We start from the raw sequence: 15,057 nt of genomic DNA, 5'->3' as shown, positions 1-15,057 counted from the left end.
AATGGTCAATCATTGCCTTGCCGGCCGCAATTTCATTTGACACCCAAACCCGGGACCGCAACGGCATGCACGAGAAAACCGTATTCTCGCATCTATCCACCCGCTGTCCAACCTCACCCGGTTCCTGCTTTAACAAATGCGCCTGAAGCACCCTATGGTTTGAAACCGGGACAGCGCCTGCCGGCAGCATTTCGTTCAAAAATACACCATTTGGGCGTTTTGCACGGCCTTTATGCCTTTTTGCAATTGCCCCATTCCCACCCAGTGTCCAGAATGGTTTCTGTATGGAAACCGTGGTGGCAGGGAAGGATGGCCTGGAACATCAGGGCGGTAGCGTGGCCGTACCGCCACAATCCGAGCTTTTGACGGATCCGCTCAATAAAACCGAGCGGCTCCATACGACCACAAATACTGTGTTTATATGGCTCTGTTCTCATTGGCTGTTGGTCCAGGGCAAGATCATGAAAAAGCCTTATCTGACAAGGCTTTCGGCGGGTTTTAAATTTAAACACTAACAGCCACCTTGTACAGCGGAGCGCACATTTTTTGAAGAAAAATCTCGATTGGGAAGGATCGCTTTGACGATCAATATCAGCTGTGATCATATGCTGTCTTTTCAACGACAGATGATCGCCATGAACGGACTCGGCCTCTTGCAGCACCTCTCCATCATCAGTGACCCACGCCAGCAATGGAAGGTGGAGCACAAGCTCTCGGACATCCTTTTCCTCACCATCGTGGCCGTCATTGGCGGCGCCGAAGGGTGGGAGGAAATCGAGGATTTCGGTGTCGATCACCTCGACTGGCTGCGCCAGTATGGCGACTTCGAGAACGGGGTTTCGGTGCACGATACCATCGCCCGGGTGATGGGCATGCTTTCGGCCACGCAGTTGCGAAAGAGCTTTGCCGCCTGGATGAAAGAGTGTCACGTGGCCACCGCAGGCGAAGTGATTACCATCGACGGCAAAACCCTGCGGCGCAGTTACGACAAGGGCCGCCGGTAAGGCACCATCCACATGGTGTCGGCGTTCAGCGCCGCCAATCAGGTGGTGCTATGCCAGGTCAAAACCGATGCAAAGTCCAATGAGATCACCGCCATTCCGGAGCTGTTGGAGCTGCTCAGTATCAGGGGTTGTCTGGTGACCATCGATGCCATGGGCTGCCAGCGGGCCATCGCCCAGAAGGTGCTCAACAAAGGTGCGGACTACCTGCTGGCGGTGAAAGGCAACCAACCCAAGCTGGAGGAAACCTTCAATAATTACTTCCGGATGGAGATGTTTCAGCATCCCGATAGTGACAGCTACAGCACGCAGGAAAGTGGCCATGGCCGCAAGGAAACCCGGCTGAGCCTGGCGGTGGATGATCTCTCTATCCTGGGAGACTTGGTGTTTGAATGGCCGGGGCTGAAAACCTTAGGGATAGTGGCGGCCATACGGGAAGTGGGCGGCGAACCGGCCAAGGACATCAAGGTGCGCTATTACATCAGCTCAGCCACGCTGTCGGCCAAGGAGCTGCTGGAAGCGACCCGTTCCCACTGGTCGATAGAATCCCAGCTGCACTGGCAGCTTGACGTGGGCATGCGTGAAGACGACTGCCGCATCCGCCGTGAGCAGGCCGGCGAGAATATGGCCACCATCCGGCATATCGCCTTTAATGCGTTGAAGGCAGACACCAGCTTCAAGGCCGGGATGAAGCGCAAACAAAAGCGGGCCAGCCGAAACAACGCCTACCTGTCGCAAGTCTTGGCAGGACCGGGGGTTTCGTAATATTGCCCTGTTGGCGTTTGCCGCCATCCAGTTTGTCGATCTCCACCCGCCGTACCGGAGACGGCCGATAGCGACCGGTTTCCAGTTCGGTGACCACGCTTTTCCAGTGACCGGATTTGGCCCAGGCGGGGAACGCCTCGATGGTCATGCCATCGATACCCGGCGCCCCCTTGTTGGCTCGAACGCGGATCCAAGCAGCTTGCAGGTTTGCCCGCGGCAAAACGTGTTCGAACAGATCGTGGCTAAAGGCTGGCTTCGGGTCATGACGCTGAGTCACGTCATTGCCGGGCGGCATTCGTGTATTCAAGTCTGACAAGGCTCCTCCTTTGTTCCAGGTGTTCAGGCTTTCACCCTGTCCCGGCCATTACGCCGGGCCTTTGGCTACTATGCCGTCTGCTGATTTCTGCTTAATCACCCGACGGGTTACCCCGCAGGGCGCTATCGGTGGTCATCGGTTTTGCTCGTACAGGTTGATGGGGCCTGCACGCCGGGCCTGTTGAAACCAGTGGCCAGACTGGGTGGGTGACCGATCGCGGGTTAAGCAGATCTCCCCCCTCTTTGTTTCAAGAGCAGGACATGGACCTTCGCTGCACAACCGCCACATTTACTTTGCTCCTGAACCAGCGGACTTCGTCTTCTTGTGCAGACTCCCAGAGCTAAGCCTCGTATGTGATTTCTGTTCGTCGGCTCGCAGCTTTGCGCTCGGGCTTGCTTCAGACCCCACCTTGCGGCGAAGCCCTTGCCTTCGGCTAGTAGTTATCGTTCAATGGACGAAAGTGAAGGAAATCAACCACTCACAGGGAACAGTATGATCAGCACAGCTCTCCATCGACGTTGGTTCTCCTACAGGGGACTTTCACCCCATCAGTTCATGCCCATGCCGGGCGTACACAAGGCCAATCAGCATCGCGCACTTTGTGCGCTGGACCTCGCTATGCTCGGCCGCTGTTGGCAGCGTTATACGGCATGTGTTCATCGGCAAGTGTATTGCCTTAAAAAGCATATCAAAAAATAGAAGGAAAAATTAAATCGATGGTAGGCGCTGGCAAACAACTTAGTAATCCATTTTCTACTGGCAGTGGTGGTTCAAGGTTTGAAGCCAATATCCAAGCCACGTTTGTCACGTTAATGCTAAGTGGAGGCTATGCTCCATGCTTACCCTCTTGGCCAATTGTAGAGATTAAGCTACAAGGTGCGGTTGCCGGATATGGTACCGATGACCTGATTGTTTTTGTTGAGAATCCAGCAACCAATGAACGCCGCCGATTACTCGGCCAAGTTAAAAACTCTATTGCGATTACCGCTAAAAGTAAGCTTTTTGCCGAGGTTGTCCAGGCTGCTTGGAAGGATTTTAACAATACGGATGTTTTTACTAAAGGAAAAGATATCATCGCATTAATCACAGGGCCTATTAATGCAACGGATACCGATGGAGTAAATGGTCTATTGGAACAGGCTCGCCACACCCGTGATGCTGACGAATTTATCACTCAGGTTGCCCGTGCGAATTTCTGCTCGGATACAGTTAGAACTAAGCTTGAAGCTTTCAAGATACAACTAAAGGCCGCTAATGGTGGTCATGATGTTGATAACACTGACTTATATGAATTTCTGAAACACTTCCACCTTCTTGGCTACGATCTGGCTAAGAAGGGAAGTGTCATGTCGTCGCTATTACAGTCGCACATTTCCCAATTTAACAAAGATCTTCCAGATAAAATTTGGTATCAGATCCTTAGCGAAGTACAAGACTTCAATCAGTATGCCGGGACAATCACAGTCGAAACACTATCTGAGGATCTGGTCGAGCATTTTAAAGAACCTGAGATTACCCATATCCCGGAGGGTTTGACCAGGGAAGTAGCTGTTGGTGAAGCTGAAGTAACAGATAAACCTATCGGTACTGACTGGAATCAGCATGCGTCAGCTTCAAAGTTGGCTCTAGCAATGCTACTTGGTAGTTGGAATGAGTCCAATGAGGCAGATCTTGAAGTGGTCAGTCAGGTGGTTGGTGAGAAGTATAGTGACTGGATAACTGACCTGAGGGAAACGCTGCAGGTTCACGATACCCCTTTAACCTACAAAAATGGTCTTTGGAGCTTCAAGGAGCGCTTGCAATCATGGCAAGACTTAGGCGGCAGACTTTTCGATGACCACTTGGATACTTTAAAAGCCGTTGCATTAGAGGTCCTTCGTGTCAACGATCCGTCGTTTGATTTGCCGGGCGATGAGCGGTACGCAGCTGCCATTCATGGTAAGGTGCTCCCACACTCAGGCAATTTACGTGCGGGGTTAACCGAAACACTGGCACTAGTTGGTAGCCAGCATGCATCATTATCAAATTGCAGCCTAGGTAAGGCTGACAGTATCGCGGCATTATCAATCCGTGAACTTTTTGAGAATAGTGACTGGCTGCGTTGGGGGAGCCTCAACAGCTTACTTCCTACTCTTTCTGAAGCTCATCCAGGTGAATTTCTTTCTGCTGTAGAAAATGCTATAGCCGCCTCTCACTCTCCATTTGATACGTTATTTGAGCAAGAAGATACTGGCGTTTTTGGTAGAAGCTATATAACTGGTTTGCTATGGGCACTTGAAGGCATTGCTTGGGATGATGTGCACTTGAGTCGGTCTACGGTTGTTTTGGCGGAGATAGCGTCACATGATCCAGGAGGCAATTGGGCAAATAGGCCAGGAAATTCCTTAACGGATATTTTCCTACCATGGATGCCCCATACGTTGGCTTCAATTGAGAAGCGGCAGGCCGCTTTGAAAACAATATGTGCCGAACAGCCAGAAGTTGCATGGAAGCTGCTTGAAAGTTTATTGCCTAACCAGCACTCCACAACGTCGGGAACTCACAAGCCTGTTTGGAGAAAAATAGTTCCTGAAGATTGGGAAAAAGGGGTTACAAACGGTGAGTATTGGGAGCAATCTCGATTCTGTGCCGAGCTTATAGTGGAGCAAGCTGACTTTGATACAGCAAAGCTCGCATCACTCGCGGAAAACTATGACCACCTGCCATCACCCGCATCGGAAGCGTTGAGACGCAAACTATTGTCGGACCATTGTTTAAGCTTACCGGAACAGGAACGGCTGCCTATCTGGAGCAAATTGTGCAAGTTAATTGCACGTCATCGTCGTTTCCCTGAGGCCGAATGGTCACTCGGGGACGAATCTCTTGTACCACTGGAGGAGCTTGCCGATAAGCTGGCTCCAAATACTCCAAGCTTATTACACAGGAGGTTATTCTCTGACTCAGATTCCTACCTCTACGAAGGTGATGGTGATTGGCGGGAAGAGCAGAAGAAACTATTCCAGGTTCGTAAGGCTGCCATAGAAGATATTTTAACTGAAGGCGGTATCGATAAAGCGCTAGAGTTTTCGTCAGAGGTGAAAAATTCCCACCTAGTCGGAGAAGTGCTCGCAGGTTTTGACAGGCTAGACTTTGATGCAGAGCTATTGCCTGGCTTACTCGATATGACAGAGCAAAAGAGCTGGTCTCTAGTCGCCTCATATGCATGGCATCGTAGATATATGGGCGGCTGGCAATGGTTTGATGATATAGATAAGTCAGAGTGGAAACCAAAACAGATTTCCAATCTGCTCTGCGCTTTGCCTTTTGGTAAAGATGCATGGGATAGAGCCGCGCAGTTACTTGGCGAGAATGAATACGAATACTGGAGAAGTACAGGGGCTAACACTTACCAGACTGATGATGATACTGAGTATGCATTAGTAAAACTTCTCGAGCATGATAGACCAAATGCTGTCATTGATGGATTATCGAGAAACCTCTTTAATAAAAAGGATATTAACCCTGAACTTGCTTGTGAGGCATTGTTGGCGCTTGTGCAGTCAGAAGACCAAGCGGGAAGAATCGACAGTTATCATATAACGCAAATCATTAAGTCCCTTCAAGAGAATGATGACACAGACGAAGATAAGCTCTTTCAGGTTGAATGGGCATATGTTTCTTTGCTGGATCGACATTCTGAAGGTTCACCAGTGACCTTGGAAAACAGGTTGGCATCCACCCCTAGCTTTTTCTGTGAGCTGATTCAGCTGATATATCGTGCAGAGGGCGTTGAGTCTGATGCAGCAGAGTCAACTGAACAGAGTCGCAATATTGCCACCAACGCGTATCACCTGCTCTCCACATGGAGCACAGTTCCAGGCACTCAACCAGATGGGGAGTTTAACCCAAAAGCATTCTCAGAATGGTTAATGGCAATGGAAGAGATAGTTAAAGCTTCAGGGCATTATGATGTCGCACTAATTCAACTAGGCGATGTACTTATTCACTCTCCTGAAGGGCCGAACGGCCTATGGATACACCCCGTTATTGCAGAAGCAATGAATAATAGGGATCGATCCAGCTTACGGAACGGGTATAGCACTAGTGTTCGAAATTCTCGAGGTGCCCATACTATTGATCCTGAGGCTAAACCGGAAAAGGCTCTTGCAGAGAAGTACCGGGGGAAAGCAGAGGCCGTGGAGAATGCTGGATACCAGCGACTGGCCACCACTTTGCGTGATGTTGCTGACAGCTATGACCGAGATGCAGAAAGAATAATTTCCAATGGTGGGAGACCCTATTGAGAATACCGTATAACAAGCGCATGTTGTCGGACCTTTTTCGTTGCGCCTTCGGTTCCACTACAAATGGTCGCCTGCTGGCGGCGTTAGTTGCATGGAGACCTAATGTATTTTTTTAAGTATCAGAGCATTACTCCGTTATCTCTTTCGATGTTGAAACGAGGTGAGATATATTTTGCATCACCCAATGAACTTAACGACACACATGAATGCAAACCAAAGTTCGTTTTTGATGGGGCTGACGAAATATGGGCGAGACTTATTGATTACATTCTGGTTAATATATGCATAAATCTAAGAGTAAAACCTGAATCAACAATAGCAAAAAAAATTAATTCCATTAGGTAAAATAATTCACAAGAAAATAAAATCAAAAAGAAGATTAAAAAACATTGCACTACTTGATGCAAGAGAGCTCTTACGAAACACGATCATCGATGAAGTATGTTCTAGTTTAAGTGAAATAGAGCTAAGATATATCACTGAATCATTTGAGAACGTTTTTAATTCAAACCTACAAGATGATTTAACCGAGATTAAATATATTTCTGCCTTTTCAACAAATGCTACCAATCCAACCATGTGGGGACATTATGGAGCAGCAGAAAAGGGCTTTATAACTATTTATGAAACGCACAATAACATTATAAATTTAAGCTCAGACTTAAAAATACTAAATGGTGTACGACATAAAGAAAACAAAACATATGAAATAGGGTTATATAATGAGTGTAGTTTAGAGTTTAAAAAGGTAATTTATGCGCAGAACCCTGCCAAAGTTAATGCATTCCGAAGATTAATTCGTTACTTTAGATTTACAGAAGAAGAATCTCATTATGATGTTCCTGAATCATTAACTGGTGATACAAACTTACTAGAAGAAGATAATATTGGTCTCTTAAAATATTCTGATTGGCGGTATGAATCTGAATATCGACTAATATTCCCAACATATACCAACTTAGCTTCACCATTAAGAACACTGAAGGTTTCCCAAGACAACATTAAAGGGATTATTTTTGGCTCAAAGACTTCTAACAATGATAGAGAGAACATTGCGGCGGCCTGCCATCACCTTTTAGACTTAAATAAAAATAAAAAGGATTTTTTATTCTTTGAAATTAAATCAAACCCGAATAAGTACAAATTAGATATAGCTGCTGTTGGAAAGCTTAGAGAACATCTCCTTCCCAATCATTCATTGATTACTAAAATCAGTGAAATGAATGATGACAAGGCAAATATAGTTAAAAACTTAGCAAAAAGTCTTGATTAAAACAGCTAACAAAAAATTAATGTGGGACCAACGCGTGGCATTTTCGTTATGCGTTGATTCTTATGGTTTCAGTGTTATGCGGAATCTTGGTAGTAGCGTTGTCATCCCCTTAATCTGGCGTTATAGGAAGGACGGGCATTTGAACCGATGAGTTATTGGAAAATTGTATGGGACGCTTATCATGCTGAAGCTACGCGCCTGAAAATTTTTTTGGGAATATGGGCTTCAACGTCATTATGGGAAAGGTTCTACACCATCGCCTTATTGGTAATTTTTCTCTTTTCGCTGGTCTTATTTTTCTTCCTACAAGGTTGGCTGCTTGTTCCGGTTTTGCTTGCTGAAGTCGCTCTGATTGTGAAGTTCACATCCCTGAATGAGCGAATGGTGTACGCGGAGTTTGGCGATCAGGAAGAAAAACAACCTCTAAAATCCCATAACTATCAGGATACTCGATATCTGATGTTCAAGAAAAAGCTAAAAAAGTCCTTTATTGGTGAGTCAACCGTGAGGGGATGTTTCGAGCTCTTAGACTCGCAGATAGATATTGTTTCCACAGAGTCTGCGGCCACGAAAAAAATTGTTACCTTCTCTTTGGGTTTGCTTGCCGGTTTGATTGGATCGGTCTGGAGTAGGATGGAGTATGCGGAGCTTGCTCTCGTTGCTGCTGCAATCATTTCTTTCATGTTGTTGATAGTTGTAGTCGCTTCAGGTTTTCCGTCGAAACTAGAGAAACTGAAGGAGCTGAGATACTTCATGCTGCTTTACTGCCATGAGGCCTCTATAACCAACCGCGCAAGACGGACGGCTTTCAGCCGCCGCTTCGCTCCGCGTTAGGCAACCGAGTTACCCACGAACAGTAGACACCTTCTATTTTTCAACAACAATACACCACCATTAGGAGTGAAATCATGAAAGCAAGAATGCTTTTTGCCCTGGCTGCGGTAACAGCCGTACATTTCAATGTTCTTGCTAAGGATAGCCATTCTGGCGGAGTTCCCGAAGCATTGATTGAGCAGCAACGTTCAAACCTCGCGAAAAACACCGAAGGAAAAGGCTTTGGTCCTCAATCGCCACGCGATATTGATTCAGCCACTGGCAGCAACACTGTTGCATTCGGGACCGCGCCAGCTTACACCCAGATGAATCTTTGCAACATTCACTTTCATAAAAATGCGGAACACCGAGGCGGGGAATTCACGAAATACGCGGGCAGTGGTGATGGCCACGATTATCTCACTGGATTCACTTATTCTGGAAAACTGAGTAGTTCTGAGTTGGCACCGATTGATCAGGAGGTTTGCCCGAGTGAACATGGCAGCCTGCATCCTGGCGACACCATCGAGATTCACTACGTGCACTCATCTGCCCAAATTCTACCGGGTCCAACCTTAGGTGCATGCCTTAGCGAGGAAATCAAAAATCCTCAACTTCGCGTGGAAGCACAAGTATATGTTCTTGTGAATGACTCTGACGCACTGGATTTTGGTGAGCTAACAGCATACGGCGAGAAAGATGGCTTTCAGCAGGCACTAAACATTCCTGGAAACACAGGAAAACCTATTCAGTATCGTGGCTCTACAACTGGCCCAGGTTACAACGAACAGGGCTCTCCATTTCAGGTAACGTGGAGCGTTCGCCCTAAGGTCGCCAAGGTCAACATCGCAACGGTAGGCGAATGGTGCAAAGGCAATGTATTCAATGAAGATCATGCGCATGGTGTAAGAAATCTTATCAAAAACCCCAAGCTGCTATCACAAATTAAGTGAAAGGAACACGCAACGAGGAAGATAAATTGCTAACAAAGAGTTACAGTAGCCGTTGGATCTCAATAAGCTACGCTTATTTCGCTAGGCGTGCAAAGCCACATGAACATCTTGAGGAAATAGGTCTTGATCAATATTGAGCTGTTCAATTTGGCTGTTGCGGAAGTTCTAGGTGAGTGTTACGAGAATTTTCCGGAACGTATTAATTTAAAAGAGTCTGATATTGCATATAAGGTGCTGGAATACTATAGCGATGACATCTTAGAGAAGCACCCAGACTTTATGGATAAGCTCTTCGGTATTTCATCAGCAACGGTTGCATGGTTAGAACAAGCGGGTTTTATTTGGGTTGAAAGCCGTGACTTGAGGGACTTTTACAGGGTTACGTTATCAAGCAAAGGTCTAGAGCTGTTGAATTTAGTGCCCAATTCCATTACTAACAAGGAATCCATAGGTGCATCATTTATTAATGGTGCTAAATCCGTAGGCAAAGATGCTGTTTTGTCTGCCATTAAACTGGTGCTTTCTGAAGGTGCTAAATTGACAATAAAAGGTGGTATTTAATCAGGTAGCCGAGGATTCCTAATCCTCCCCCCCTACACACACCACTCCCTGCATGCTGTCCGCACAGGGCGTTTCACTTGGCATGGTGGAGCCTGCTCCTTCCATCGCGCAGCGCATATAACCCCCGGGCCTTCAGGCAGGCGTTGATCAGCGCTTCCTGTATCTTCCCGGTGTCGTTGATCCGCGCCATGGGCCTTTGCCGATGATGCCGCCCGGCCGGACTCGACCCCCGAACCGGGCCAGTTGAATTTCCCGCAGCCGGCTCAGGGTGCGGCGGAAGGGAAAAGCCAGGGCGCCGCCCTGGTAGAGCTCATCCGGCGGCACCTCGGCCTCCAGCCAGAGCGGTATGCCCCTGTCGTAGCACTCGTCCACCAGGGCGATAAAGCGGCGCGCGCCGTCGTCCTGGCGGGACAGGGGCGGCAGTTGACGCTCGCCGGCCTACCGTCGGAGCTGGGTAAACTCAGGCCTCGATGCCGTTGAAAGGGAGCGCCCCTGCGGGATCCATCCACTCCCTTCGGCCGGTAACATGGGGCAGAATGTATCGCCGATTTATCTCCAGTCGGCATAAGGGGCCAAAGGTTCCACCGGAAAATCCAGTTTGCCGCGCCAGGGGTTGAGGTGGTAGCGCAGATAAACGAAAGCGTTGCCGGGGGCATAGCCCGAGCTAACCTGCCAGCTCAGGCCACCGCCCAGTATCCAGTGATCCGTCAGCCGGTACTCTCCCTGCCCGGCAATGCGTCCCCCCGGGCCGCTGCTGCTGTCCGCCCCGCTTGCCCGGGCGGCGCCGGGAGCCGGTGCCAGGCCGCTGTTGGCGATCTGCTGCTCATGGCCCGGATAAAGGACATGGCCTTCGGAACGGGAATAGGACCAGCCCAGGGAGGCATCCAGCGTCACCGACCAGTCTTCGCCGCGGCGGGCATAACCCACGGGCAGACCGACGGATACATAGTTCTGCGGGCTGTAATAGCCGCCCTGACCCAGGGTGTTCTCGCTCAGATCCTTGTCGTAGCGCCAGTACATCAGGGAAGAGCCAAGCCGAAGCTGCTCATCAAGGTTATTGATCAGCCGGTAGTAATAGCCCCCCATGGCGCTGAACCTGAAGTTGTCCTCCACCCTTTTGCCATCGAGATAATGGGTTCCCAGGCTGGCCCAAATGCCATCGGCTCCGCCCTGATCGTGGCTCAATCCCAGGGTCAGGCCGGTGGCGGTCACGCCTCCCCAGCTCAGCCCGGTCACAGGGTCGACCGCCCCCGCATAGGACACCAGGGAGTTGCTCATGGGCCGGCGCGACAGGGTCAGGCGGTAGCCCAAAGGGCCCCAGCTGTCCCGATAGCTTCCCCCACCCAGCCAGTTGCCCACCTCAAAGCCCAGGGGGGAATGTCCCAGATCCCAGCTCCAGCGCTCGTCGTCCCAACCCATGGCCAACCCGGTACCCGAGGCGTCCATCTTGCCGAAGGTGCAGCCGTTCAGGGTGGCATTGCAGGCGCCAAACCTGTCTCTCGCCTCGGGTTTGCCGGCATCCAGCCAAACCTGCTCGGCCTGCAGCCAGACCCTCCCCTGCTCCCTGGGCACCTCCGCCCGCAACAGGGTGGTCTGAAGGCTCAGATCCGCCACACCGGAGGGATTGTTGTCGGTACGCCAGCCGGTATTGTGCTGCAATTGAACGCTGGGGTTTTGCCGCCGATAAAGATCGGCCGTTTCGGCCTTGAGGCTGGAGGCCAGCCAGTCGTCGTCCTCCCGGGAGCGGGTCGCCATGGTCAGGGCCGCATCATCCCGGGGGATAAGGTAACCGGGCGCCAGCAGATTGGCGGCGGCCAATCCCCGGGCATAGAGCGACAGCGCCTGCGCGGGATCCTCCTGCAGACGGGCCGCGTCCCGCAGCAGCAGGGAATCGGCCGGCGCGTCCGCTACCAGTTTATTCATCAGCATGGCGGCCCTGCCCCTGTCTCCCAGCTCAGCCAGCAGGTTGATATAACGACGGCGCTGGTTGATGCTGGCGTTGTCGGGCAACTCGATTGGCAGCCACAGCTTCGCGGCGGCCGGATTATCCAGCGCCACATAAGACTCTGCCAACCCCAGGCGGGCATCCGTATTGGTGGTCGGCTCGCTCTCCAGCTGTCGATAGTAGTCAATGGCCTCTTCGTAGGCACCGTCCTGCAGCCACCAGTCCGCCAGCAGCAATCTGTCCTCGAGGCTGCCGTCCTGGCTCAACAGGGCCCTGCCTGCTGCCACGTCGCCGCGTTCGCGCAATGCCAGGGCACTAGCCCGGCGCTGCTGTCCCTCCACCCGGGAGGCCAACTCTTCCATGGCCGGTGACCATTTCTCCCTCTCTATGGCCGCCAGGGTGGCCAGGCTCTCTTCGTCCCTGTCCTGGGCCGCCAGGTAAAGGCCGTGGGCATGTCGGGCCTCGGGGTTCTGGCCCTGCCGTCGGAGCAACTGCCGGAAGATGTCTTCCGCCTCCTTGGCCTGGCCGCGTTCCTGCAGCAGACCAGCCAGTTGATAACTGAGCCAGGGCCGATCCGGCCCCAGCTCTATCGCCTCGCGCAACAGCAAGGTGGCCTGCGCCCTGTCTTCCCTCGCCAGGGCGGCCCGGGCCTCCCTTTCCAGCCGCTCCAGCCGAAGGCTTGTCGCCAGGTCGGAAAACATCCGGCGGGATGCCGGCGACAATCCGGCCAGCACGGCCTCGGCCTGCTCCGGCGCTCTTTCCCGATAAAACCCGACCAGGGCATACACCAGCTTGCCGTTTTCCGGATCCCGTTGCCGGGCCCGGTTCAGCCAGCGCTCGGCCGCCACCTCGTCCCCTTCGGCCAACGCCACTTGGTACTGGCCAAGCAAGCCATCCACATCATTGGGCCGGATGTGTATCGCCTGGCGGTAGGCCTGTCGGGCCAGTTGGTGCTCTCCCCTTGCCAGGGCATCGTCTCCCCGCTGTAGCCACACCAGGCTTTGTCCATACACCCGCAAGTCCTGCCACTTGGAAATATAGGTCCCGTCCTGCTCCAGCCGCTCCGCCTCCGCCAGGGAGCGTACCGCTTGCGGATATTGCTTCAGCTGGATCAGCGCCTGGCCCAGGGCGCCGTGCAGGCCGGCGTCCTCCGGATAACGCCCCAGCGCCCGGCGCAGCAGGGCTTGCGCCCGTTGGTACTGCTGCGCCGCCACCAGGGCCTTGCCCTGTTCCCCGGCCCGCCAGGCGGGATCGGCCAGCAAGGTGCGTTGCTGCTGCCATTGCCGCTCGGCCCCCTGGTGGTAGCCGGTACCGTCATAACGCCTTAAAAAACGCTGCCATAAACGGGATGTTTCGTCCGACACCGGCAATTCCACCAGATAGTTGTACTCCAGCTCCGCCGCCCGGTTGGCCGCGTTCGGATTCCTCGCCAGATCGTCCAGCAGGGCCAGGGCCTCCTCGGGCCGTTCCTCCGCCAGCAGCAGGCGCGCCAGGGTCAGACGAATTTCGGGGTTGCCCGGATACTGTCGCTCCATCTGCCCCAGGCGCCGGATGGCGGGCAGCCTTTGCCCTTCAAGGCTCGCCAGGGTGCGCCAGTGCTCCAGCCCCAGGGTCAGACCGGGCGGCTGCTCACCCCACAGGTTGCGGTATAGCTCCATCGCCTGCTCCACCTGACCGCTGGCCGACAGCAGCCTGGCCTGTTGCAGTTGCTGGTGCCCCTCTTCGTCGTAAATGCGGAGCAGGGCCTGCGCCTGGCGCACGGCGGCCGGATCGGCCCCCTGTTTCAGCCAGCCCTGCAGCAGTGCCTGCGCCCGTCCCCGCTCCCCCCGCTCCAGGCTGAATTCGATACCGGTCAGGACCACTTCGGGATGATGGGGTGCCACCAGTTCAAGCCGGCCCAGGGCATCCTGAACTATGTCGTCCCGGTAAAGGGCTTGTCCCATGCGCAACTGCTCCAGCAACCACTCCTGTTGCTGCTCCGGGCTGTCGGGCCTGGCCAGGACGAGGCTGCCGTGCAGCAGCAGGCAAACCGAAAAAAACGGAACTATTCGCATGGTGTCAGCCAAGCCGGATGCAGCCGGCCCTCCTTGTCAAAACGGTAGCGTCCCTGATGCCAGCCAAGGCCGAACAGCAGCAGGGAGTTATTGTAATAAGCCTGTGGTTCGGGCGGCTGGGACCGCACCCGGTCCAACTGCTGCACCAGCAAGGGTTGCCAATCCGCTCGCGCCGCCAGCATGGGCAGCAGGGCGGCGGAAAAGCCGACAGGCCCTGTGCCGGTGACGGAGCCGTCCAGGCTGTTCACCCGCTCCGGCGGCAACCCGGTGACGCGTACCCACTCCGGCATGGGGGCGTAATGGGCCAGTAACTGCTCGTGCCCCGGGGTATCGAGAGCCAGCATGCCCAGCCACAAATAAACCCGGATCGCCTCGTAGCTGCCCTCGGCCTGGTCGGCGGGAATGCTCCAGCCGGTGCCAGGCCGCCACTCCAGCCAGTCCGCCGCCAGCCCTCGGGGGGCCGCCTCCAGCAACATACGGCGGGTGCTGTGGCTCACATCGGCCCACAGCCTGGATTCCGTTTCAAAACGGGCCAGCAGCTGCAGCGGCAGATAACTGGGGTTCAATCGCCAGCCATCGGCCGACTCGAACCCCTGGTTGCCCGGTAGCAACCCCAGACCGAGCCCGGCCATCGGCCTCAGGCTCTGGGCCGCCGAACGCCACAACAGTTCGCGCCCCAGCCGGCTGTACTCCGGCTCCTGCCACAGCCGCCCCGCCTCCAGCAGGTTGTAAGCGATCCAGAGATCCGAATCGCCGGCATTGTTGGCATCCAGCACCCGCCACCGTCCCTCGTCGTCCCGGCCCCACAGCCAGGCCGGCAGGCGGGCGGCGAGATCGCCCCCGGCCAGGTTGTCACTCGTCCAGTCCAGCAGTCGCGCAAAGGCCTCCCGGTCATTGGCCACCAGGGCAAAGAAGAGACCGTAGCTCTGGCCTTCCGAGGTGGTGATGCTGCGGGGTGAGGAATAATCGATGATTCTCCCATCCTCGCTCATCATGGCTACCTTGTATTGCTCCCAGGCCGGCCAGTCACAGCTCCATACCGGCCAGGCCAGAGCCAGCAGCCAGCAGACCAGGCACCTTGCGATGCTCATGC

Annotated in this window: 9 protein-coding genes and 1 pseudogene; 7 read left to right on the top strand and 3 right to left on the bottom strand. The window is 53.3% G+C overall.

From position 1 onward, the window contains the following. Positions 1 to 284 precede the first annotated feature (284 nt). The 7 genes and pseudogenes from ACEVBK_RS04535 (at position 285) to ACEVBK_RS04505 (ending at position 9,965) form a co-directional block, all read left to right on the top strand. Complete coding sequence (locus ACEVBK_RS04535) at positions 285 to 515, top strand: hypothetical protein (protein ID WP_375057402.1); 231 nt, start codon at positions 285 to 287, stop codon at positions 513 to 515. A 120-nt stretch (positions 516 to 635) separates the two neighbouring features. Beyond that, positions 636 to 1,766 (top strand): annotated as a pseudogene (locus ACEVBK_RS04530) (ISAs1 family transposase). Between the two features lie 1,032 nt (positions 1,767 to 2,798). Next, the gene (locus ACEVBK_RS04525; RefSeq protein WP_375057401.1) at positions 2,799 to 6,365 is read left to right on the top strand and encodes a hypothetical protein; all 3,567 of its coding nucleotides are present in this window, start codon (positions 2,799 to 2,801) and stop codon (positions 6,363 to 6,365) included. A gap of 577 nt (positions 6,366 to 6,942) precedes the next feature. Further along, positions 6,943 to 7,638: a DUF2971 domain-containing protein gene (locus ACEVBK_RS04520; protein ID WP_375057400.1), complete on the top strand. Its 696-nt coding sequence runs from the start codon at positions 6,943 to 6,945 to the stop codon at positions 7,636 to 7,638. 147 nt (positions 7,639 to 7,785) lie between these two features. Next, positions 7,786 to 8,472 carry a hypothetical protein gene (locus ACEVBK_RS04515; RefSeq protein WP_375057399.1) on the top strand — a complete coding sequence of 229 codons (687 nt, stop codon included), beginning with the start codon at positions 7,786 to 7,788 and terminating at the stop codon, positions 8,470 to 8,472. A 74-nt stretch (positions 8,473 to 8,546) separates the two neighbouring features. Then, a complete protein-coding gene (locus ACEVBK_RS04510) occupies positions 8,547 to 9,404 on the top strand; it encodes a delta-class carbonic anhydrase (protein ID WP_375057398.1) in 858 nt (285 codons plus the stop codon). A gap of 123 nt (positions 9,405 to 9,527) precedes the next feature. Continuing rightward, entirely contained in the window at positions 9,528 to 9,965 is a 438-nt protein-coding gene (locus ACEVBK_RS04505; RefSeq protein ID WP_375057397.1) for a hypothetical protein, read from the top strand. Positions 9,966 to 10,112: 147 nt separating this feature from the next. Here ACEVBK_RS04505 and zapE read toward each other — a convergent pair whose 3' ends face one another. From zapE to bcsZ, 3 genes are all read right to left on the bottom strand, one after another. Further along, positions 10,113 to 10,379 (bottom strand): AFG1/ZapE family ATPase, encoded by a 267-nt coding sequence (gene zapE, locus ACEVBK_RS04500; protein WP_375058515.1) that lies wholly within the window; start codon positions 10,377 to 10,379, stop codon positions 10,113 to 10,115. Between the two features lie 135 nt (positions 10,380 to 10,514). Further along, positions 10,515 to 13,964: a cellulose synthase complex outer membrane protein BcsC gene (gene bcsC, locus ACEVBK_RS04495; protein WP_375057396.1), complete on the bottom strand. Its 3,450-nt coding sequence runs from the start codon at positions 13,962 to 13,964 to the stop codon at positions 10,515 to 10,517. Beyond that, positions 13,955 to 15,055: a cellulose synthase complex periplasmic endoglucanase BcsZ gene (gene bcsZ, locus ACEVBK_RS04490; RefSeq protein ID WP_375057395.1), complete on the bottom strand. Its 1,101-nt coding sequence runs from the start codon at positions 15,053 to 15,055 to the stop codon at positions 13,955 to 13,957. The genes bcsC and bcsZ overlap by 10 nt, the downstream gene beginning before the upstream one ends. Positions 15,056 to 15,057: the final 2 nt, after the last annotated feature.

It is taken from the genome of Zobellella sp. DQSA1, assembly GCF_041950555.1.
Taxonomy (GTDB): domain Bacteria; phylum Pseudomonadota; class Gammaproteobacteria; order Enterobacterales; family Aeromonadaceae; genus Oceanimonas.
Note: the sequence above shows the minus strand (reverse complement) of the source record. Positions and strands in the feature narration are given on the sequence as shown.

Coding starts and splice junctions, on each gene's coding strand:
- bcsZ (WP_375057395.1), bottom strand. CDS start 15,055: ATGAGCATCGCAAGGTGCCTGGTCTGCTGGCTGCTGGCTCTGGCCTGG.
- ACEVBK_RS04525 (WP_375057401.1), top strand. CDS start 2,799: ATGGTAGGCGCTGGCAAACAACTTAGTAATCCATTTTCTACTGGCAGT.
- bcsC (WP_375057396.1), bottom strand. CDS start 13,964: ATGCGAATAGTTCCGTTTTTTTCGGTTTGCCTGCTGCTGCACGGCAGC.
- ACEVBK_RS04535 (WP_375057402.1), top strand. CDS start 285: ATGGAAACCGTGGTGGCAGGGAAGGATGGCCTGGAACATCAGGGCGGT.
- ACEVBK_RS04515 (WP_375057399.1), top strand. CDS start 7,786: ATGAGTTATTGGAAAATTGTATGGGACGCTTATCATGCTGAAGCTACG.
- ACEVBK_RS04510 (WP_375057398.1), top strand. CDS start 8,547: ATGAAAGCAAGAATGCTTTTTGCCCTGGCTGCGGTAACAGCCGTACAT.
- ACEVBK_RS04520 (WP_375057400.1), top strand. CDS start 6,943: ATGTGGGGACATTATGGAGCAGCAGAAAAGGGCTTTATAACTATTTAT.